Here is a 19574-nt window from a genome sequence, read left to right as displayed (position 1 = left end):
TAGAAACCGAGTACTATCTCACCCAGCCCATCAACACAGGGCCGTAAAAGAAGCGGAACTAAACCCAGGACGCTTCAATGCACGCGCTATACTGGCTCAACGTGGGGATCACCCCTGCGCCAGGATCGTTGATTTCAAGAAAGGGAAAGAGATGGGGAACCAACGAAATAGAGCACGAATTTACCTTTTATTCGCTGCGGTTTGTACTCTATTGTTTCTTATGTCGGTAATTATCGTAGGCAACGTCGCACTGAATTGGATTTTCGGCATCGCTGCCTTATCGGGGTATTTCATGAGTGTGCTTCAAATGATGGTCGAAGCTAGGAGTGAATAGCTGTCCGGGTCAGAACTTTGGTAGTGCCTTCTACAATTTGATGCGAAGTGCACTCGAATTGATCATTGGCTATCCGGCCTAGGTTATTGATGCTCTACTAGGTGGTGCGTGTAAAGAGGTAGATCGGACTCGAATTGCCGAGGCTTTCCGCTAATAGGGTCGGTGAATTCGATATGGGTCGCTGTGAGATGCATAGGAATACGCATGTCCTCTGCTTCTTCGGGAAAGGTTTTTGGATAGACGGGATCACCCAGGATGGGTACGCCGGCCTGCCACATATGGAGACGCAATTGATGGGTCTTTCCCGTTGTTGGTTTTAGCGTGTACTTGCCCAATCGCGGCAGGTCGCCGTGGATTTTTTCATAAGGGGTGTTGTCTATTCGCTCGACTGAAGCGAGCGTGGTGAATGCGTTAGGGCGACCGTCGCCGATTCGGCCCTGGATTTCGCCGGGGGTTTTGGTGAGGTGGGAGGCCCACTGGAGGGGCGTCGGAAAGCGGCGGTATTCGGCGATCGCCTGATAGGTCTTTTGTACTTTCTTTTCCGCAAAGAGCGTTTGGTAGGCGCCGCGAACATCACGATGTTTGGTGAATAGCAAAATTCCGGAGGTAAGTCTGTCTAGGCGGTGCGCCGGTGCGAGCTCGTCGTTTCCTGTCATTCGTCGGAGCTGGACTGTAGCTGTTTGTACGATGTGGCGTGCGCGTGGCATGGTTGCCATAAACGGCGGCTTATCGGCGACGAGGATATGCTCATCTTCGAAGAGAATAGGGACGTCGTAAGGCACCGGTGTTTCGGGTGCCGGAATGCGGTAGAAAAAGACGTCCTCGTCGTTGCCTAATATTGAGTCCGGCCGAAGCCTGGTCTGATTGCGTAGGACAACCTCGCCGGAGTCGAAGCGCGCCTGGAGCGCCGAGGCGTCGTCATCGGGGTGTCGATGGCGTTGTGCCGAAATTACTGCACTAAGAAAGTCCCAGGCCGTTATGCCTGCCTCGGAGGTGCGCACGCGGGTTGGATTCAGGCCGTCTTTAATCGGCAAAGGCGTGAAACCTTTTCGGCGATGTATTAATGTTTTGTCCATGGATTTTAACTCTCTCATTGAACCGGTTGTTGCCTTTTTCTCTGAAGGTATTGGTGCCGTAATTCGCACCGTCTTGGAGTTTGTGTACACCGTTATGTTCCCGTCGAATTCCGAGGCTGCAACCGTCAACCCTCAAGCCTAATCCGTACTACAATTAAGGTATAACCACCGAAAGGACACATCATGGCTAAGGAAGACATTGTAGTCGTTGCCGTTGACGGTTCGGATGCATCGAAGAATGCAGTACGTTGGGCCGCAAATACGGCTATGAAGCGCGAGATTCCACTGCGGATCGCATCTAGCTACACCATGCCACAGTTCCTGTACGCAGAGGGCATGGTTCCGCCAAAGGAGCTTTTCGACGACTTGCAGGCCGAGACCCTCGAGAAGATCGAGGAAGCTCGCGCCATCGCTCATGAGGTAGCCCCAGAGCTGAAGATTGGTCACACTGTGGCCGAGGGCTCCCCGATCGACATGCTGCTAGAAATGTCGCACGATGTCACCATGATCGTCATGGGCTCCCGCGGCATGGGTGGCCTGTCCGGCATGGTGATGGGTTCTGTCTCCGCTTCGGTTGTATCGCACGCCTCTTGCCCGGTGGTCGTCGTTCGCGAGGATAATCATGTTACGGACTCCACTAAGTACGGCCCTGTCGTCGTTGGTGTGGATGGTTCCGAGGTATCGCAGAAAGCTACTTCTTACGCATTCCGAGAGGCTCAGGCCCGCGGTGCTGCTTTGATTGCCGTGCATACTTGGATGGATATGCAGGTGCAGGCTTCCTTGGCGGGTCTGTCGGCCGCCCAGTCCGAGTGGGCTGATATTGAAAAGGAGCAGAGCGAGCTTCTGACCGAGAATCTGAAGGAGCCGCGTGAAGAATACCCAGAGGTTGAGGTAAAGAAGCTCATTACCCGTGACCGTCCAGTGAGCGCTTTGACCGAGGCTGCAGAAGGCGCGCAGCTATTGGTTGTTGGTTCGCACGGTCGTGGCGGCTTTAAAGGCATGCTCTTGGGCTCGACCTCTCGCGCACTGTTGCAGTCCGCACCGTGCCCGATGATGGTTGTCCGTCCGGATGAGGAAGACTAAAAGCTGCTGTTCATAGAGCGCTTCGCCCACAAGGGCGGAGCGCTCTTGTTGTGTGGAGCCGCCTTAGGTAGTGTGCCCTCGTGTACGCTAAGGTATACCCGCTATTTTAGGAGGATTACATGAATTTGGGTCTGGGGCTTATTAGCTCGATTGTTATTGGTATCATTGCCGGCTGGCTGGCAGAGAAGATTATGAAGCGCGACCACGGCCTGCTGACCAACCTTATTGTTGGTGTGCTGGGTGGCGTCATCGGTGGCATGATTATCCACTTCCTGAATATTGAGGAAGGTGGATGGATCTTCTCCTTGATTGCCGCTACGGGTGGTGCTTGTATCCTGTTGTGGATCGTGGGGCTCATCAAGAAGTAGCCCGAATTTAATTCGCGTACAAACCGGTTTGTCTATAAAGTATAGATGAACCGGCTTTGTCGTTTTAGAGAGGAACCCATGGCAGAGAAGAAGTCGCGCCGTAATCGGCCCAGCCCGCGCAGCCGGCTGCTGGAATCGGCGACCAAGCTTTTTACCACCGAGGGCATTCGCGTTATCGGAATTGACCGCATCCTACGCGAGGCAGATGTGGCTAAAGCTTCTTTGTACTCCTTATTTGGTTCCAAAGACGCGCTCGTTATCGCTTATGTAGAAGCTTTGGATGAGAAGTTCCGCCAAGATTGGGAACAGCGTACCGCAGAGATGACGGATCCGGATCAAAAGATCCTGGCCTTTTTTGATAAGGCGATCGAGGAAGAACCCACGCAGGAATTCCGCGGCTCCCACTTCTTGAATGCGGCAGGAGAGTATCCGCGCCCCGAAACCGAGGCGGAACACGGTATCGTGGCTGCCTGCGTTGAACACCGTAATTGGGTGCATTCCACTCTGACGGCTTTGCTAACTGAGCGCAATGGTTACCCATCGTCCTCGCAGGCGAGCCAGCTGTTGATTCTCTTGGATGGCGGCCGTGCGGGTGCTCGGCTCACCAAGGAGATTGGGCCGCTGCAGACGGCCCGCGACCTGGCTACTCAGATGCTTTCTGCTCCCCCTGCTGATTATTCGATTTAAGGTACTTTCGCGCCTCCATACGTAGCTGGTTGACCCGCTTCTTCTCCTCCTTGGAGAGGGCGGGTTCTTTTTCGCGCTTGCGCCAGCGGCGAATGCTTTCGCGACGCATAGCGTGGACATCCTCAGTAAGCGGGTAGTCGCGGTGCAAAATGATCTCAAAGATAGCGGTTTGGATCAACGTGAAGAGATAGGCGCAGCCCCAGTAAAGAATGATTGCTACTGGGATAGGTCCGGTTTGGGCTAGGTGCCACAGGAAGAAAGGGATTACCAACAGCAAAAAGCCCATGAGTATGAAGACGCGGCGGTTGACCTTCTGATCAAATTGAGTGGTGCGGAAACTGCGCACGAGGGAAATGACGGAATTAGCCATGGTAAAGGCGATGGCGGCAATGAGGATGGGGTTGATGAGGTCGCCGTGCTCGCGGGCGAAATCCGTCAGCGGAGCGCCGTAGAAGGTGGTTTCGCGGAAGGCCGAAACATCGGAGGCATTCAACATGCCCACGGTGGTGGAGCCGCTCTCAATATTGGACATGCGCAGGAGCACTTGATAAAGGCCGATGAAGGCCGGAATCATGATGAGCGGGGGGACACAACCAGCTGCGGGGTTGTAGTTATAACTCTTCATGAGGTTCTTTTCCTCTTGCATGAGCGCCGCCATCTCCTCGGTGGTGGTGGCGTTATTCATCTGCTTTTTGATGCGGTTATTCTCCGGGCGGATGAGTGCGCCGATACGGGCGGAGCGTACGGAAATCCAGTTCAGGGGAACAACGATGCCGCGCACGGTGATAACCAGCAAGATGATGGAAATCAGCCAGGCCGTAGATTCACCGACGAAGCTGCTGATGAGCCAGTGCCAGAACTTCATGATTCCGGAAACTGGGTACATGAAGACTTCGTACATGCTTAACCTTTCATGGGCAGTATGGTTTAAGGCATGACTAAAGTTCTTGGGGAACTCATGCTAACCATTGGCGTGGTTCTTTTACTCTTTGCATTCTATGAAGCCTATTGGACAAATGTAGAATCCGGTCAGCTGCAGGAGGAGGCGAGCGCCCACCTCGAAGAGCAATGGCGAAATCCCCGGCAGAAGCTAGAGCCGGAGTTGGGTGAGGCGTTCGCGCAGCTTTATATTCCCACGTTCGGTTCTGACTACCGCTTCGCCATTATTGAGGGCACTAATGAAGATGACCTGCTGCGCGGCCCGGGCCGCTACGAGGATTCCCAGATGCCGGGAGAGATGGGCAATTTTGCGGTTGCGGGCCACCGCGTGGGCAAAGGAGCTCCCTTTAATGACTTGGGCAAGCTAGAGACCTGCGATGACATCGTGGTGGAGACGCACAAGGAGCGAATTACCTATCGCGTTTTGCCCATCGATGGCGAGCAGGCGGACTGTTTCAATGGAATTCCGCCGGAGTATTCCCATGTGGCTGGTCGGCATATTACGACGCCTGGCGACGTCTCGGTGACCAACCCCGTGCCAGAGTCGGACGCCGAACCGAGCCGCGAGATCTTGACCTTGACCACGTGCCACCCGCAGTTTTCCAACGCGGAGCGCATGATTGTGCACGCTATGGAAGTAGAAAAAGAGGAGAAATAATGTATCGCGCTTTGTGGAATCTCTTGCCGGGGCCGACGCCGGTGAAGGTCATCTTGGCCATTGCTATTGCGGTGGGAGTCTTCTTCCTACTTATGGAGGTTGTATTCCCGTGGCTGTCGCCGATGATGCCGTATAACGACGTTGCGGTTTAAAGGCCCAAGTTGGCGATCGCTTCGTGGGCGATTTGCTCTGACTTAACGGTTTGTTGCTGGTTGCTCCACACCAGCACCGCGTGCGTGTCCTTCTGCACGGCGTACACGGCGTGCTCATTGACCACGCCCCGGCCGCCTTCCCAGCCGTCGAAGGAGGCCGGTTCGGTGGCGTCGATAGGCGCGGCCCAATCCACTGCGGCGCGGGCGTCGTCGACCGTGGGCATATCGCGCACGATGACGGTGGCCTGTGGCTCGTCCTGGTAGGACCAAAAGACGCAGGCCGGGGTGGGAAAGCGCGTGTCGATGCCCTGCTTGGTCAGGCGCTGGCCGTTGGTTTCTTCGAGCCAGCCGGGGCCGATGTAAGGGCAATCGCTCCAGTCATTGACTTCCGCGGTTTGGGCGACGTTAACCTCCGGTGACTCCGAAGCCTCCGGAGCGACCGTAGTAGTTGGTGCAGGGGTGGGTGCGGGTGAATCGCAGCCGACGATCCCAAAAGTGGCTAGAGCGAGTAGGGGAAGTAGGCTTTTGCGCATGAGCTCCACAATAGACCGGGATACCGATGCGTTGCGCACCGGCATCCATATCCTGACCGCTGGCCTGCTGGTGGTGGGCATTTTTACCTCCGCGCGGATGCCGCTTTCGCAAGCGATCATCAACCTGCTGCTTTTGGTGGGCTTTGCGGCCGTGTACTTCGCAGGCTCGGTATACGGGGAATATTGGGCCCAGCCTGTGCGCTACCTGTGGTTGTGCATACTCTCGGTGCTGTGGGTTGCGGATCTGTTCGTGGCCCCAGCGGCAATCTATCTGGTCTTCGCCATGTTCTTTTTGTACCTTACGGTGCTGGACATGGCGGCGGGCATCGCGTGCGTCATCGTTGCCTCGATCATCACCGTGGTGGTGCAGATTCCGCAGGGCCTGACCTTCGGCGGTGTCATGGGGCCGGCGGTCTCGGCGCTGGTGACCATAGCGATCACCTACGCCTTCCGGACGCTGTCGCGGATGAATAAAGAGTTGATTGAAACCCGTTCGCAGCTGGCAGCCACGGAGCGCGATGCCGGCATGGTGGCCGAACGTCAGCGCATTGCGCACGAGATTCATGACACCCTTGCCCAGGGGCTGTCTTCCATTCAAATGCTCCTGCATTCAGCGGACCGTGATTTGGATAAGCAGGACGCGGGCAAAGCGCGAGAGCGCATCGAGCTGGCCCGCAGGACGGCCGCGGATAATTTGCACGAAGCGCGGGCAATGATTGCCGCTTTGCAGCCGCCGACGCTCAATGAGGCATCCCTTGAGGCCGCGTTGACCCGTATGGCGGAGAATTTCGGCGCTACCGGAGATATCCACGTCGAGGTGGAATCCGAAGGAGAGGTACAGCAGCTGCCCATGAAGGTAGAGGCGGCGCTGCTGCGGATTGCGCAGGGCGCTGTGGGGAACGTCGTCAAGCATGCAAAGGCAAGCCGCGCCCGGATCACGGTGACCTATGAGGGCGATGAGGTGCGCCTGGATGTGGTGGATAACGGCAAGGGCTTTGATCCGACCGCGGTGGAAAGTACCCCGGCTGGACTGGGGCATATTGGGCTGGCCGCAATTAGGCGCCGTGCACAAGAGCTAGGTGGTGAGGTCATTATTGAATCCGCGCCGGGGGAGGGCACTGCCGTGTCAGTTAGTATGCCCTTAGGCAACCGGGTAGATTAAACTTTTGGTTGACAATGACATCGATAGGAGGAATGTCGTGATTCGGGTCCTACTGGCAGATGACCACGAAATCGTCCGCCTGGGTCTGCGCTCCGTGCTTGAGGGGGCAGAGGATATCGACGTCGTAGGGGAGGTCGCTACGGCCGAAGCTGCGGTGTCGGCAGCGCAGGCGGGCGGCATCGATGTCATATTGATGGACCTGCGCTTCGGCGCGGGCGTGGAGGGGACCCGCGTTATGGGTGGCGCGGAGGCAACCGCGCAGATTCGCTCCGCGATGGCCACCCCGCCCAAGGTCCTCGTGGTTACCAACTATGACACTGATGCGGATATCCTCGGCGCTATCGAAGCCGGTGCCGTGGGCTATTTGCTCAAGGATGCACCACCGCACGAGCTGCTGTCCGCAGTGCGCTCGACTGCGGAGGGTGATTCGGCGCTATCTCCCATCGTGGCCGATAGGCTGATGACTCGCGTGCGTACGCCACGCACCTCCCTCACGCCGCGTGAGCTCGAGGTCTTGCAGCTGGTAGCAGCGGGGGCGTCGAACCGGCAGATTGGCCAAGACCTCATGCTGTCTGAGGCCACGGTAAAGTCCCACCTTGTGCACATTTATGACAAATTGGGTGTGCGCTCGCGCACCTCTGCGGTGGCAGCCGCCCGCGAGCAAGGCGTGCTTTAATTAGCGGCGTTATACGCCTCGATGACGTCCTGCGGGATTTTTCCGCGGTGCGCCACTGGTAGCCCTTGGGCGCGGGCCCATTCGCGGATCTGGCTGGGATTGGCGCGCTGTGCATTGATGTCCGGGGCAATGCGGGCGGCGTCCACGTAGGGGGCCAGAAGATTATGGAAGTGACGCGCGTTATCCACGGAGAGATCGATGAGGTAATTTTGACCGTTTACGCTGAAGCGAACGACTTCTAGCTGATCTTCGGGGATTAGGGTGTGGTCCAAGTCGTCGTAAAATTGGGTCACTTCACGGCGGGACATATTTCCTCCAATTTTAACAATTGCACACCAAGCACAGAGAACATAAACGGTGTTAAAGGGGTAGGGCGGTTAGAAGAGTATCAGCAACTTTTTCTGGCCGAAAATACTTTTCCCGAAAAATCCCGGATCTTTATAGAAAATAAATAAACGCCACCACCGAATAGGGGCGGTGGTGGCGTGTAGCTCTTTTACTGGGCCAGGCGCTGCTGGATTTCCGCAGTAATGGAGTCAATTTCCGAGCTAATGGTCTTGTGAGCGCGGCGGCGCTGCTGCTCGGTCATGAACTCGGCATTATCGATGGCGGAGTCTACTTCTTGCAGGCGGTCACGCACATCGCGCTTGAAGCCGGCTGGAACGTCCGTGTTATCGAGGGAGTTGCGGATGCCGGCGGTGCGGGCCTTGAGCGGCGCACCGTAGCCGGAGAAGGAAGCCATCTGTTCCGAGCTCACGCCCGCCTTAGCGGCCTTGCGCTTTTCGCCTTCGGTCTTCAGGCCCACGTAGCCGCGGTAGAGGAGCGGCAGCAGCAGGGGTGCGGCGGTGCGCAGTGCACCGGCATAGCGCTTGACGTTATCGGAGTTAAAGCGGCCGGCCTTGAGCTTGGCTAGCTCGTTCTTGGCCATCTTCTCCTCATGCTTGCGGCGCTTCTTCAGGCCCTTTTCCTCCGACTTAATGAGGTGCTTTTCCTGCTTGGCCAGGAGCTTTTGCTGGCGGCGGCGGTCCTTAGACTGGGCCTTTACCTCTGCCTTGGCGCGGGTCTTGGCAGCCTTTGCCTGTGCGCGTGCTTCTTGGCGGGCCTTTTTAACTTTCTTCAGAATGCTCATTAAATTTCCCTCACGTTTGATCGAGTCTGGATTCAACTTTACCTTGCCGTTCTATTAAGCTCACCCGGTGTGGAGGATGTGGTTGTTGCTTCGGACCTGGTGGGGTGCCGCTACCGCTTAGTACAGCGGCGCGCGCACCCCGAGATGCCGCGCACCCATGCCTCGATTGCCCGGGCGGAGCGCCACGCGGCTGCAGTGGAGGCCGTCATGGAGATGTTTCCCCGCAAGGGCTCTGGCAGGTTTCGCCGCATCGATCTGGAAGGCGATGAGTGGGAGCGCTCCATGCGCACCCTTGAGGCCTTAGCTTCCGGGTATACGCACATCACCAACGCGGTCTTCGCCACCGAGGAGTGGATGGTGCGCGTAGATTTGCTTCTGCGCGAAGGCGATAAGTACACCCCGATTATCGTGTCCAATCACCGTGTGGCCCGCAAGAATGACACCAAGACGACGCCGGCGGTGCCTACCCATCGCTTGGGCCTGAGCGAGCCGCTCGAGGCGCCGTATAAGCTGCGCCATCATGCGGTAGATGGTTACCGCTTAGCGTTTGCCGCCCGTGCTTTGCGGGATCTCGGGCTCGATTCCGGCCGGGGCGGGGCCATCGGCCAGGACCGCACTCGGGCATTTTTTACGGAAACAGCCAAGTTTGATCTGGAACGCGCCTGGAACCAGCCGCTTCCTACCGCCCCGGTGCGAGTCAAGGAGTGCGCGAGCTGCCGCTTTTGGTCTTTGTGCGAGCAAGAGCTGGTGGCGGCGGATGATATTTCGCTCTTCCTATCCGGCGACCGCGCTAAACCTTATCGCGAGCGCGGGATTACTACCGTGCAGGCGCTTATCGACGCCGACCTGGGCGAGCCCTCCCGCCTTGCTGCTGCCTGGCGCGCCGGGGAAGTGTTGCTGCGCCGCGGCGGCGTGCAGGTCCCGCGCGCAGACGTGGAGGTAGACGTGGATATGGAAGCCTACCTGGACCAGGGCGCGTATCTATGGGGAGCGTGGCACGACGGTAACTACGTCCCGTTTGTTACGTGGGAGCCGTTGGGCGGCCGCGCCGAGGCAGAGAACTTTGCGGCATTCTGGCGCTGGTTGATGGATGTGCGTGCGCAAGCCCATGCGGAGGGCAAAACCTTTGCTGCATATTGCTACTCGTCCCACGGTGAGAACCATTGGATGCGCATGTCCGCGCAGCGCTTCCGCGAGGTAGATGAGCGGGAAGTAGAAGAGTTTATCTCCTCACCGGAGTGGGTGGATATGTTCGCCCACGTCAAACGATCCTTCGCCGGCCCCTTCGGCCTAGGCCTGAAGATAGTCGCCCCGGAAGCGGGTTTTACTTGGCCAGAAGAAGACTTCGACGGTGAAGAATCCGTGAACGCGCGCCGCGAGGCGCTAGCCGGTGACTTCGTGGCGCGACAGCGCTTGCTGGACTATAACTCCGGCGACGTCCAGGCCACCCGCGCGGTCCGCGAGTGGATGGACGCCGGCGCGCCGGGTACTACAGCGCTGTAAATAGGGCGTAGATGACCGCGAGAATCGCTATGCCCGCGTAGACCTGGTTCCACTCTGGCCCCGGCTTCGGATCCGGGCCCTCCGCCTTCTTCATCAAGACCTGCTTCTGGGCCTTCACCGCCCGGGCGATGAGCACGGGGTAGACCGCCAGGGACAGGATGCACAAGAGGGAGGCGACCACCTTAAGCAGGGAAATATCGGTGCCGATCCAGATGAGCAGCCCACCGTTGACGAAGGTGGCGCGCAGGAGGCCGAGTTTGTCCAGCTGTTGCAAGCCCGCCCGGACGGCAGCGGGGCCGCCACCCATGGTGCTGGGCAAGAGGTAGCTCATCACGCCGATGAGCAGTTGACCGGCAAACCCCACCAGCAAGGCGAGGGTGGGCAGCGCCGGCTCGGGCATAAAGAAATGCTGCACCGTGTAGTACACCAAAGACAGCACCAGCCATAAAGAGGCCATGAGCACGGAGACCGAGGAAAAGGTGATGCGATCGCGCGGGTCCTTAGCCACCGTCAGCACATTAGCGAGCCACTGCTGCAAGCTCAGCGCCCAACCGCAGCAGTAGGCGATAAGACCCAACTCGGGGAAGCCGAGGAAAGCGCCCACGATCGTGGCAACCACACCGACTGCGAGCAGCGCAAAGGAGGATTGCATGTGGCGATTAATGCCTTGGGTGCGCCAGATGGAAGGGAAAAGGATGGTGAGAGAACCGGCCGCGGCCAAGCCGATGAATCCGCCGATATTGGCGGCGATATGGGCGAGTAGCAGCGTGGGATGGCCGGGATAGACGGCCAGCAGCCCGCCAAAGATGGCACCCACCGGCAGGCACAGAGCGGAAAGAACATAAGCGCCCACTACGGGGCGGAAGCGCTTATTTTTGGCACCGCGCCATTGCTGGAAGAGCGATGCCGCATGCCAGAGCATCATCAGTGCAATGAGCGTGGCGCCCACCTGAGTAACAATCCAGTGCTGGGACCAGAACTCCATGAGGATTTGACCGATTAACGCGAGGATGATTCCGGCATTGAGTCCATAGATGCGGGCCAATTGGGTAGGTCGAGTGGATTCGGGGAGGCGCTGTTGGGTGAATTTCTCAGTTAGGTGCTGGGACCACACGATGATGCTATTGCTCACCAGTCCGAGGGTGAATAGGTGGATGAGTACCCACCGGTAGTTCGGGACCAAGGTATGCGTTGCCCCCACGAGGATGAAAACCATCATCCATAGGGATACGGGACGGGAGGCCTTGCGGTGCCATGTCCGCGCCGACCACTTATTCTCAGGCATAAAACCGATTTTAGTCGGATTTAATCTTGGTCCAAGTCAGTGCAGTAAGGGCGAGGGCTACGGCGGTGAAGAAGGCAATGAAGAGGGGCCACGATAGGGCGTCGAAAAGCAGGCCGGCACATGCGCCCACCACAGAAGAGCCAAAGTAATAGCAGAACACATACATCGAAGAAGCCTCCGCACGGTCGTGGGTGGCGATCTGACCCACCCACCCGGAGGCGGTGGAGTGTACGGCGAAAAAGCCCACGGTAAAGGCGATCATGCCCAGAAGCGTCAGCGGAAGGTTACCGGCGCACAGCGCGATGCCAAGGGCAAAAAGCACGGCAGAGGCGAATAGGGTTTTCCCATGGCCTATGCGTGCGACAAGGGAACCTGCCCGCGCTGAGGACCATGTGCCGGTGAGGTAGAACAAAAAGGCCAAGCCGGCTAGCGAAGGGGCCAGACCAAAATCATCGATGAGCCGGAAGGTTAAGAAGTTATACATGGAGACAAACGTGCCCATGGACAGGAATGCGGTGAGAAAGAGCAAGGCCAAATCCCGGTTGGCCCAATGGCCCAAAAGCGCCCGGCTTTCGGTCTTGAGATGGATGGATTTGGGCTGGAAATTGCGTTGGGTAGGAAGTAGCAGCCAAGACGTAATGGCAAAGGCGAGTGAGACCAGCGCCGAGCCGAAGAGCGCCCAGCGCCACGTGGAAATCTCCACCAGTCCGGTGGGAATGAGGCGGCCGGTAAGGCCACCGACGGAGGTGCCTGCAATGTATAGGCCCATAGCCCGCGGCAGGGCTTTGTCATCGAGTTCTTCAGAAAGCCATGCCATTGCCGTGGCGGGGGCGCCGGACAGCAGCGCACCCTGCAGGCCGCGTACCACGATGAGCTGCCACCCCTCCTGGGCGAGGGGCACAATGAGCCCCACGCCGGTCGCGGCAACGGCCGAAATGAGCAGAATACGTCCGCGGCCGAAACGCTCGGAGAGAATCGATGCGGGCACCACGCATAGGGCCAGCGCGCCCGTGGCGGCCGATACGGTCATGGCCGCTTCAGTGGAAGAAAGGCCCATGTTGTGTACCAGCGTCGGAAGAATGGCTTGGGTGGAATACAGGCTGGAGAATATAGCCAAGCCTACAAGGAGCATGGCTACCGTTGCGCGCCGCGTTCGAGTCATATCATTTAGCCTGCCCGGACATGCAGCATGTGTAAAATGTGGAAAAATACACTAAACGATGCGGAGCATGCATGAATGTGGAGGATGTCCGCGGCTTCCTCGCCGTGGTGGATCAAGGTCGCGTGGGTGCTGCGGCCGATGAACTGGGAATCTCCCAATCCGCGCTGACCCGCCGGGTACAGCGCGTAGAAGCTAGTCTTGGCGCCCGCCTTTTCGAGCGCACTGGGCGCACCCTGCACGTGAATTCGCGCGGGCGGGCCTTCGCTGCGGCTGGGCGGGAAATGCTCCGCGCCTACCAGGTAGGGCGGGACGATGTTGCCCGCCTCATGGATCCAGAACGCGGCACCGTGCGCCTAGATTTCATGCACTCGCTGGGCACCTGGCTAGTTCCGGACCTGCTCAAGAGCTATCGCGCGCAGCACCCGCACGTAGATATTCGCCTGCATCAAGGCGCGGCGCAGGAGCTGGTGAGCAGGGTGGAAAACGGCGAATCCGACCTTGCCCTCGTGGGCCCACGGCCTGATGCAGCCCTGGGCTGGCACCAGATTAAGGTGCAGCGACTAGGCCTTGCTGTGCCGGAAGGCCACTGGGCAGCGAACCGGCGGGAGGTGAAACTAGCGGAATTCGCTGCAGACCCGTTCATCGGCATGCTCCCAGGCTATGGCACGCGCATGCTTCTCGATGCTCTTGCAGACGACGCTGGCTTTAGTCCCCATCTCGTCTTCGAATCGATGGAACTTACTACCGTTGCGGGGCTGGTAGCGGCAGGACTCGGGGTGGCGCTTTTGCCGTTGGATGATCCTTATCTACAGGTGGGGAGCCTGATCCCCCTTACGCCGCCAGCGTACCGCGAGCTCGGTTTAGTGTGGCGCGCCGGGGACGATGCGCCCCCAGTGCAGCAATTCCGGGAATTTATCCGGGCATAGAAAAAGCCGCCCCGAAGGGGCGGCCGAAGTAACTAAAAGGAGTTACTTGGTGGCTGCAGCGAAACGCTCAGCAACGTCATCCCAGTTGAAGACGTTCCATACGGCCTTAACGTAGTCAGCCTTAACGTTCTTGTACTGCAGGTAGAAAGCGTGCTCCCACATATCCAGCATCAGCAGCGGGGTGAAGTTGATGGAGGTATTACCCTGCTGGTCAGTCAGCTGCTCGATGATGAGGCGGCCAGCAATGTGGTCGTAGCCCAGAACGGCCCAGCCGGAGCCCTGCAGGGAGGTAGCAGCAGCGGAGAAGTGAGCCTTGAACTTCTCAAAGGAGCCGAAGTCGCGGTTGATGGCCTCTGCCAGCTCGCCGGTTGGCTCGCCGCCACCGTTCGGGGACAGGTTCTTCCAGAAGATGGAGTGGTTGGTGTGGCCACCCAAGTTAAACGCCAAGTTCTTGGAGAGGGCGCGGATGCGATCCGGGTTAGCCTCACCGTTGCGCTCTTCCTCGAGTGCCTCGAGTGCAGCGTTAGCGCCAGCAACGTAGGTTGCGTGGTGCTTATCGTGGTGGAGCTCCATGATCTCTGCGGAGATGTGTGGCTCCAGTGCGTCGAATGCGTATGGGAGGTCAGGAAGTTCGTAAACAGCCATTTGTTAAATCCTTTCTTCGGGTACGTGTCCCGATGATAGGCACGGTGGAAAGATTTCGCCATGATTAATTCGAATTGTGGAACTAGCGCGAATATTAACTGGCCGCGGAATAGCTTTTCGCAGTACAACGTTGGGAAGAAGGAATAAGGAAGGAGCTATACCTTATGTGGATGTTTAAGCCGGAGCCCAAACTTGTTGCTGCAGATGAAGCTCTGCCGGGTCGATCGGAGCCGATCTTGGACCCCGCCCCGCACGCCGTTTTAGGAACACCGATTACCGGGCCGTGGAAGGACGGGCAGCGCTCCATTCTTATCGCGTTGGGATGTTTCTGGGGTGCGGAGAAGATGTTTTGGGAGACCGAAGGCGTGGAATCCACCTCGGTGGGTTATGCAGGCGGTACCACCCCGAATCCCACGTACTACGAGGTGTGCCGTGGGCTAACCAACCATGCCGAGGCGGTGGAGGTGGTCTATGACCCGCAGCGCATCAGCCTGCGCGATCTTGTCGTACAGGCCCTAGAAGCGCACGATCCCACGCAGGGTTTCCGCCAGGGCAACGATGTAGGAACGCAATACCGCTCTGCTTTCTACCCACGCACGGAGGAAGAGCGCGCAGAAATCCAGGGCATCGTGGATTCCTATGCAGAGAAACTCAAGGAATTCGGATTCGGGGATACCACCACGGAGGTCAAACTCCTCTCCGAAACTGATTCTGGGGAGTACTACCTGGCTGAGGATGAGCATCAGCAGTACTTATATAAGGTTCCTAATGGGTACTGCCCGCACCACAGTACTGGGGTGAAATGCGACTAAGCGTCGCGCCGGATAAAGCGGGCAATCTTCTTGGCTAACTTCGGCGTGAGCGATTGGCGGGATTGGGATCCTAAGACCTCATCCCAATACCAGAGCATTTCTTCAAAATAGTTGTGTCCGTGCCCGCCTGGGACGTTGAGGGAATTGATCTGGTCCAAGCCAATTTGCCACCAGGTAATAAACGGAACCCAATGCAGCTGCCGGAAGGTATCCGCGTGCAGCGCTTCCGGCTGTGGTTCATGAATCCAGGTGGGCCTGCGTACGAGAAGGTTGAGATCCCACCACACGATGGCGTCGGAAGCATGCTGGGCAATGAGCATGCGGGGTCGGCGCCAGGTATGGGCGTAGTCATTGCCAAAGGCGTCGTGCAGCGTATGGTCAGGAGCCGCCGCGTAGCGCACATGCTTGCCGCCATCGATAACGGGCAGGCGTTCTAGGGAACCAATATCCCGGCGCAGGCGCTGAGTAAAGCGCGTCATGCGCGGGGGGCCGGAAAAAACTGCGCCATTACACGCGGAAAGTAGGTCTACCATATTATGGTAGTTATCCATAATGGCGTAGGCGCCAAGCGATTCACCTGCGAAATAAAGCCGCGGGCGGTTTTCTTTAGGCAGCCTATCTATTTCTTCTTGTATGACCCGAATCAATTCACGAGCCGCCTGCTTCGGTGCGTTCTTATCTACGAGGTAGGAAAAAACCGAAGGCAGGTAGGAGTACTGCATGGTGACGGTGACGCAATCCCCGCCGGTCAAAAACTCATAAGAGCACGCACCCCAATTATTGATCCACCCCGAGCCGGCGGGCATTTGGATGACGATAGTCTCTCGCCGCAGGGCACCGGTGCGTTCGAGTTCGGCGCGGATCTTTTCCGCGGATTGCTGGAAGGAGCGCCCTGGTATGTATCCGGCGTAGATACGGATGGGTTCCTTTGCATCGGTTCCCGTCACTGTGCGGATATCGCGGGCGCGGGGGCCATTGGAGACAAACCGGCGTCCCTGCTGTCCCAACGCCGACCACGGCTCGAGCGACCACGGGCTGCCGGAGCGCTCCGGCTCCCACGGCATAGAGGTGCCGGGGAAAATCTGTTTATTAATTCGCTGCGCTTGGTGCGATAGTGAGCGCAGCCAGCGTCGAAAGACCACGCGATCAGAAAGCGCAAACGCCGTGAGACTCAGACCTGCGGTAACCACCGGCCAAGCAATGAGTGCAGGCACCCAGCGGCCTAGCTGGCGTGACAGTTTAGTGACGGCAAGCTGCGTGGCTTCTCCGATGAGGAGGAGAGTGCCGTAGCCCGCGGTGCCCGCGGCCAAGCCGATGGCCGCCGTGGCGGGCCCACGCACGAGTTGCTTATTGACCAACTCCGCCTGCTTTTTCTGGTTGCGCAGCGAAAGCACGGCATTAAATGCAGTCCCGGCGCCAATAGCAAGGTGCACAATTTGTCGATGTTGAGGGCCAAGGCGGTCCTGCGGGCGTTTGCCAATGCTATTGAGGACAAAGCTTGTCGACGCCGCCCCAAGATGCCCAATGCCCTGACCAATTGCCACGTTGGCGGCGGTCACCCACCACGGGCGGGGGAGTAAGGAGGGCGAAACAGCAGCCCACGTAGCTAACTCCGCACCCAAAATTCCAGCCGACATATTGGGCGGTAAGGTTTGCCGGCTGGTCATACGGACGATGGGCGTGAGATCCGCGGCTACGCCAAGAGCGATTAGTGCAGCGCGGCGGAGAGCGCGTTTCATAATGTCCGATTGTCCCAGATTTCGGTGGGAATTTCAGTGTGAGATTTAGCCCGTGCAAAAATCTCCACAAAGTTGCACAATGGGCTCATGGCAAATCATGTTGGAAACAAAGTAGTTCTCATCGGCGCCGGCGATGTGGGAGTCGCTTACGCTTTCGCTCTCATCAACCAAAGCATCGTTGACCACCTGGCAATCATCGACATCGATGAAAAGAAGCTAGAAGGCAACGTCATGGACCTCAACCACGGTGTTGTCTGGGCTCCTACCCGCACCCGCGTCACCAAGGGCACCTACGCCGATTGCGCAGACGCCGATATGGTCGTCATCTGCGCCGGTGCCGCACAGAAGCCGGGCGAGACCCGCCTGGACTTGGTGGGCAAGAACGTCAAGATCATGAACAGCATCGTCTCCGATGTCATGGCGAATGACTTTGATGGCATCTTCCTGGTTGCCTCCAACCCAGTGGATATCCTGACCTACGCCGTATGGAAGGCTTCCGGCCTGGACCACAAGCGCGTCATCGGCTCGGGCACCGTGCTGGACTCCGCTCGTTTCCGCTACATGCTGGGCGAGCTGGAAGATGTTGCACCGAAGTCCGTACACGCCTACATCGTGGGCGAGCACGGCGATTCCGAGCTGCCGGCCGTCTCCACCGCGAATATCGCTGGTGTCCCGTTGTCCAAGAAGCTGGACTCGGATCCGGAGTATGCAGAGCGCATCGAGAAGATCTTCGAAGACACTCGCGATGCCGCCTACTCCATCATTGACGCTAAGGGCTCTACTTCCTTTGGCATCGGCATGGGCCTGGCCCGTATCACCGCCGCCGTCATCCAGAACCAGGACGTGGCGCTGCCAGTATCTGCTTACCTGCAGGGTGAATACGGCGTAGAGGATCTCTACATCGGCACCGCTGCCATCATCAACCGGTCCGGCATCGTGCGCGCGATTGAGCTGGATCTCAATGCGCACGAAAAGGAGCGTTTCGATGCTTCTGCTAAGACCCTGAATGACATCAAGGAAGAGTTCTTCGGCTAGTGAAGATTATCGCTCATAGGGGATACTCCGGAAAATATCCGGAGCTATCCCCTCTAGCTTTTGAAAAAGCCCTAGATTTGCCAATTCACGGCGTCGAGTGCGATGTGCGCTTGACGCGCGATGGAAAAGTAGTGGTTCAGCACGATCCCACGTTGGACCGCACCGCGGGGCGCCCCGGCCGCATTTCCAAGATGGACTGGGAAGAATTGCGTGGCGTTGACATCGGTTCGGGCCAGCGCATGATGCTTCTCGACGAACTCTTGGAACTACTCGAGGGCACACCGCACCACCTTTATATCGAGACTAAGCACCCCTCCGGGCAGGGCGACATCCTGGAGGAGCAAACGGTACTGCGCCTGCGTTATGCGGGGCTTTTTGACGATCCCCGGATCCACGTCATTTCCTTTTCCCACCACGCCATCCGCCGCATGCAGAATTTGGCGCCGCACATGGACCGGATTTATCTTCGTCGCGATTGGGAGCGCCACGTCAACCGTCCCGATCTAATGCTGTCCAAGCCCACCGCGCTCGGCGTATCGTTGCTGCGCGCGAAGCTGCAGCCGGCAATTATCGGCGCGCAGGGATTGCCCACCTATCTGTGGACCGTAGACAAGCCGGAGGATATGAAGTGGGCGTGGGCGAACGGGGTAGATATGCTCGCCACCAATCAGCCCGAAGTGGCCCTGCATGCCATTGAGCTCTAGCAAGCAGGTATCTTGGAGGCATGGCCAAGAAGAAAAAGAACAAGGAACAGCTGCCTGAGGGCATGTCCCGCCGCCAGGCAAAGCTCGCTGCCCGCGCCAAGGAGCGCGCCGCCCTGGAAAAGGAGCCCCGCCCCTACGGCGGACTTGCTGCGGAGGCCTCCCTGGTCGCCATGCAGGAGTTCGTCCCCTCCGCTTTTGCCAAGCTTGATGTCAAAGGCTGCGATAAGAATGTGTATGTAGCCACCGTCCTGCCGGGTGCTTCTGCCGCGCTTATTCGGGACACCGAATTTGGCGGAGATGCTTTCGTAGGCCTGCAGGTGCAGTCCCACACCCACAACCCAGGCCGCGACCTCGCCTTTGCCCTTAACTGGGTGAAGAATAACGAGCCGGGCGCCACCCTGGAATCCACCGCGGCCGACGGCTCGGAGCCGAAGCTGGAGGAGCTTATCGATGCCTCCGCTACCCTCGACGTGCAGGTTCACCAGGACTTCGAATGGTGGATTCCGGAGGGAGCACAGGTCACCCCGCAGATTGCACAGTCGCTACGCGTGGCAAATGATTCCGTTATCGAGTCTCACCAGGTGGGCGAGAACATCACTGGTGCAGCCTTCTGGGCAAATGCTGGCGGCGGCAAGGCCCACATCCGTTGGGTCCGCCCCAATGACGATGAATCCGCATTCCTGAACGCACTAGCTCGCGTAGCCGCCCGCGGTGAGCTGAACCTCGGTGAAGATACCAAGTTTGCCGGTGTCTTCCGCACCCACGGCCTTATTGCCCCAGTCTTTGACTTGGATCCAGAGGTTGACCATGCTTCCTATGAGGATCACCTCACCCGTGTGGACAAGGCCTTAGAGGAAGAAATCTCTAATGATGCCCAGCTGAGCGCCGATGAGCGCAAGCAACTAGAAAACATCAAGTCCCGCCAGGTGACCCTGCGCTAAAGACAAGAATATGGCCCTTCCCAGT

Annotated in this window: 24 protein-coding genes; 15 read left to right on the top strand and 9 right to left on the bottom strand. The window is 58.2% G+C overall.

What is annotated here, in order from left to right; all coding sequences use genetic code 11:
* A partial coding sequence (locus QP971_RS09425; RefSeq protein ID WP_284811490.1) for a hypothetical protein occupies positions 1-334 on the top strand: 334 nt, incomplete at its 5' end.
* Between the two features lie 83 nt (positions 335-417).
* Here the strand turns inward: QP971_RS09425 and QP971_RS09420 are convergent.
* Positions 418-1428, bottom strand: coding sequence for a pseudouridine synthase (locus tag QP971_RS09420; protein ID WP_431831086.1), 1011 nt, complete (start codon positions 1426-1428; stop codon positions 418-420).
* Between QP971_RS09420 and QP971_RS09415 the strand changes: the two genes are divergently transcribed.
* The 4 genes from QP971_RS09415 to QP971_RS09400 all read left to right on the top strand — a co-directional run bounded on the left by QP971_RS09415 (position 1409) and on the right by QP971_RS09400 (position 3548).
* Positions 1409-1552 carry a hypothetical protein gene (locus QP971_RS09415; protein WP_005325337.1) on the top strand — a complete coding sequence of 48 codons (144 nt, stop codon included), beginning with the start codon at positions 1409-1411 and terminating at the stop codon, positions 1550-1552. The two genes, QP971_RS09420 and QP971_RS09415, sit on opposite strands and share 20 nt — an antisense overlap.
* A 41-nt stretch (positions 1553-1593) precedes the next feature.
* Positions 1594-2493 (top strand): universal stress protein, encoded by a 900-nt coding sequence (locus QP971_RS09410; protein ID WP_049377497.1) that lies wholly within the window; start codon positions 1594-1596, stop codon positions 2491-2493.
* Positions 2494-2612: 119 nt separating this feature from the next.
* Positions 2613-2861 (top strand): GlsB/YeaQ/YmgE family stress response membrane protein, encoded by a 249-nt coding sequence (locus QP971_RS09405; protein WP_049377498.1) that lies wholly within the window; start codon positions 2613-2615, stop codon positions 2859-2861.
* Between the two features lie 78 nt (positions 2862-2939).
* Positions 2940-3548, top strand: a complete 609-nt coding sequence (locus QP971_RS09400) for a TetR/AcrR family transcriptional regulator (RefSeq protein WP_049377499.1) — start codon at positions 2940-2942, stop codon at positions 3546-3548.
* On the opposite strand, the gene yidC is transcribed toward QP971_RS09400, so the two are convergent.
* Positions 3505-4449, bottom strand: coding sequence for a membrane protein insertase YidC (gene yidC / locus QP971_RS09395; protein WP_284811494.1), 945 nt, complete (start codon positions 4447-4449; stop codon positions 3505-3507). The two genes, QP971_RS09400 and yidC, sit on opposite strands and share 44 nt — an antisense overlap.
* A 33-nt stretch (positions 4450-4482) precedes the next feature.
* Between yidC and QP971_RS09390 the strand changes: the two genes are divergently transcribed.
* Both QP971_RS09390 and QP971_RS09385 read left to right on the top strand, forming a co-directional pair.
* Positions 4483-5145: a class E sortase gene (locus tag QP971_RS09390; RefSeq protein WP_284811496.1), complete on the top strand. Its 663-nt coding sequence runs from the start codon at positions 4483-4485 to the stop codon at positions 5143-5145.
* On the top strand, positions 5145-5297 hold the full coding sequence (locus QP971_RS09385; protein WP_049377502.1) for a hypothetical protein: 153 nt from the start codon (positions 5145-5147) through the stop codon (positions 5295-5297). The genes QP971_RS09390 and QP971_RS09385 overlap by 1 nt, the downstream gene beginning before the upstream one ends.
* Here QP971_RS09385 and QP971_RS09380 read toward each other — a convergent pair.
* On the bottom strand, positions 5294-5830 hold the full coding sequence (locus QP971_RS09380; RefSeq protein ID WP_049377568.1) for a DUF2020 domain-containing protein: 537 nt from the start codon (positions 5828-5830) through the stop codon (positions 5294-5296). The genes QP971_RS09385 and QP971_RS09380 overlap by 4 nt on opposite strands.
* Between QP971_RS09380 and QP971_RS09375 the strand changes: the two genes are divergently transcribed.
* Together QP971_RS09375 and QP971_RS09370 are read left to right on the top strand one after the other, a co-directional pair.
* Positions 5829-6992, top strand: a complete 1164-nt coding sequence (locus QP971_RS09375) for a sensor histidine kinase (RefSeq protein ID WP_198492216.1) — start codon at positions 5829-5831, stop codon at positions 6990-6992. The genes QP971_RS09380 and QP971_RS09375 overlap by 2 nt on opposite strands.
* 37 nt (positions 6993-7029) lie before the next feature.
* Positions 7030-7668: a LuxR C-terminal-related transcriptional regulator gene (locus QP971_RS09370; protein ID WP_040425341.1), complete on the top strand. Its 639-nt coding sequence runs from the start codon at positions 7030-7032 to the stop codon at positions 7666-7668.
* Here the strand turns inward: QP971_RS09370 and QP971_RS09365 are convergent.
* On the bottom strand, positions 7665-7976 hold the full coding sequence (locus QP971_RS09365; RefSeq protein WP_049377504.1) for a histone-like nucleoid-structuring protein Lsr2: 312 nt from the start codon (positions 7974-7976) through the stop codon (positions 7665-7667). The two genes, QP971_RS09370 and QP971_RS09365, sit on opposite strands and share 4 nt — an antisense overlap.
* A gap of 188 nt (positions 7977-8164) precedes the next feature.
* Entirely contained in the window at positions 8165-8797 is a 633-nt protein-coding gene (locus QP971_RS09360) for a DUF6474 family protein (RefSeq protein WP_284792012.1), read from the bottom strand.
* A gap of 69 nt (positions 8798-8866) precedes the next feature.
* Between QP971_RS09360 and QP971_RS09355 the strand changes: the two genes are divergently transcribed.
* Positions 8867-10300, top strand: a complete 1434-nt coding sequence (locus tag QP971_RS09355; RefSeq protein WP_284811499.1) for a TM0106 family RecB-like putative nuclease — start codon at positions 8867-8869, stop codon at positions 10298-10300.
* Here QP971_RS09355 and QP971_RS09350 read toward each other — a convergent pair.
* A complete protein-coding gene (locus QP971_RS09350) occupies positions 10287-11585 on the bottom strand; it encodes a copper oxidase (RefSeq protein ID WP_269954037.1) in 1299 nt (432 codons plus the stop codon). The two genes, QP971_RS09355 and QP971_RS09350, sit on opposite strands and share 14 nt — an antisense overlap.
* Positions 11586-11595: 10 nt before the next feature.
* On the bottom strand, positions 11596-12747 hold the full coding sequence (locus QP971_RS09345) for an MFS transporter (protein ID WP_284792014.1): 1152 nt from the start codon (positions 12745-12747) through the stop codon (positions 11596-11598).
* 71 nt (positions 12748-12818) lie between these two features.
* Here QP971_RS09345 and QP971_RS09340 point away from each other — a divergent pair, with 71 nt between their 5' ends.
* Positions 12819-13673 carry a LysR family transcriptional regulator gene (locus tag QP971_RS09340; protein ID WP_284811501.1) on the top strand — a complete coding sequence of 285 codons (855 nt, stop codon included), beginning with the start codon at positions 12819-12821 and terminating at the stop codon, positions 13671-13673.
* 42 nt (positions 13674-13715) lie between these two features.
* Here the strand turns inward: QP971_RS09340 and QP971_RS09335 are convergent, their stop codons facing one another.
* Positions 13716-14318 carry a superoxide dismutase gene (locus QP971_RS09335; RefSeq protein ID WP_005325362.1) on the bottom strand — a complete coding sequence of 201 codons (603 nt, stop codon included), beginning with the start codon at positions 14316-14318 and terminating at the stop codon, positions 13716-13718.
* 164 nt (positions 14319-14482) lie between these two features.
* On the opposite strand from QP971_RS09335, the gene msrA reads away from it, so the two are divergent.
* Positions 14483-15130 carry a peptide-methionine (S)-S-oxide reductase MsrA gene (gene msrA, locus QP971_RS09330; RefSeq protein ID WP_284788450.1) on the top strand — a complete coding sequence of 216 codons (648 nt, stop codon included), beginning with the start codon at positions 14483-14485 and terminating at the stop codon, positions 15128-15130.
* Here msrA and QP971_RS09325 read toward each other — a convergent pair.
* A complete protein-coding gene (locus QP971_RS09325; RefSeq protein ID WP_284811502.1) occupies positions 15127-16869 on the bottom strand; it encodes an alpha/beta-hydrolase family protein in 1743 nt (580 codons plus the stop codon). The two genes, msrA and QP971_RS09325, sit on opposite strands and share 4 nt — an antisense overlap.
* Positions 16870-16956: 87 nt before the next feature.
* Between QP971_RS09325 and QP971_RS09320 the strand changes: the two genes are divergently transcribed.
* From QP971_RS09320 to QP971_RS09310, 3 genes are read left to right on the top strand one after another with little or no spacing between them, the layout of a single operon-like run.
* The gene (locus QP971_RS09320) at positions 16957-17904 is read left to right on the top strand and encodes an L-lactate dehydrogenase (RefSeq protein WP_239274058.1); all 948 of its coding nucleotides are present in this window, start codon (positions 16957-16959) and stop codon (positions 17902-17904) included.
* Complete coding sequence (locus QP971_RS09315) at positions 17904-18608, top strand: glycerophosphodiester phosphodiesterase family protein (protein ID WP_239274057.1); 705 nt, start codon at positions 17904-17906, stop codon at positions 18606-18608. Before QP971_RS09320 ends, QP971_RS09315 begins: the two co-directional genes overlap by 1 nt.
* Before the next feature lie 20 nt (positions 18609-18628).
* Entirely contained in the window at positions 18629-19549 is a 921-nt protein-coding gene (locus tag QP971_RS09310; protein WP_284811504.1) for a DUF5926 family protein, read from the top strand.
* Positions 19550-19574: the final 25 nt, after the last annotated feature.

This window comes from Corynebacterium marquesiae, assembly GCF_030229635.1.
GTDB lineage: Bacteria > Actinomycetota > Actinomycetes > Mycobacteriales > Mycobacteriaceae > Corynebacterium > Corynebacterium marquesiae.
The sequence above is the reverse complement of the archived record's forward strand: the minus strand, read 5'-3'. Positions and strand labels throughout refer to the sequence as shown.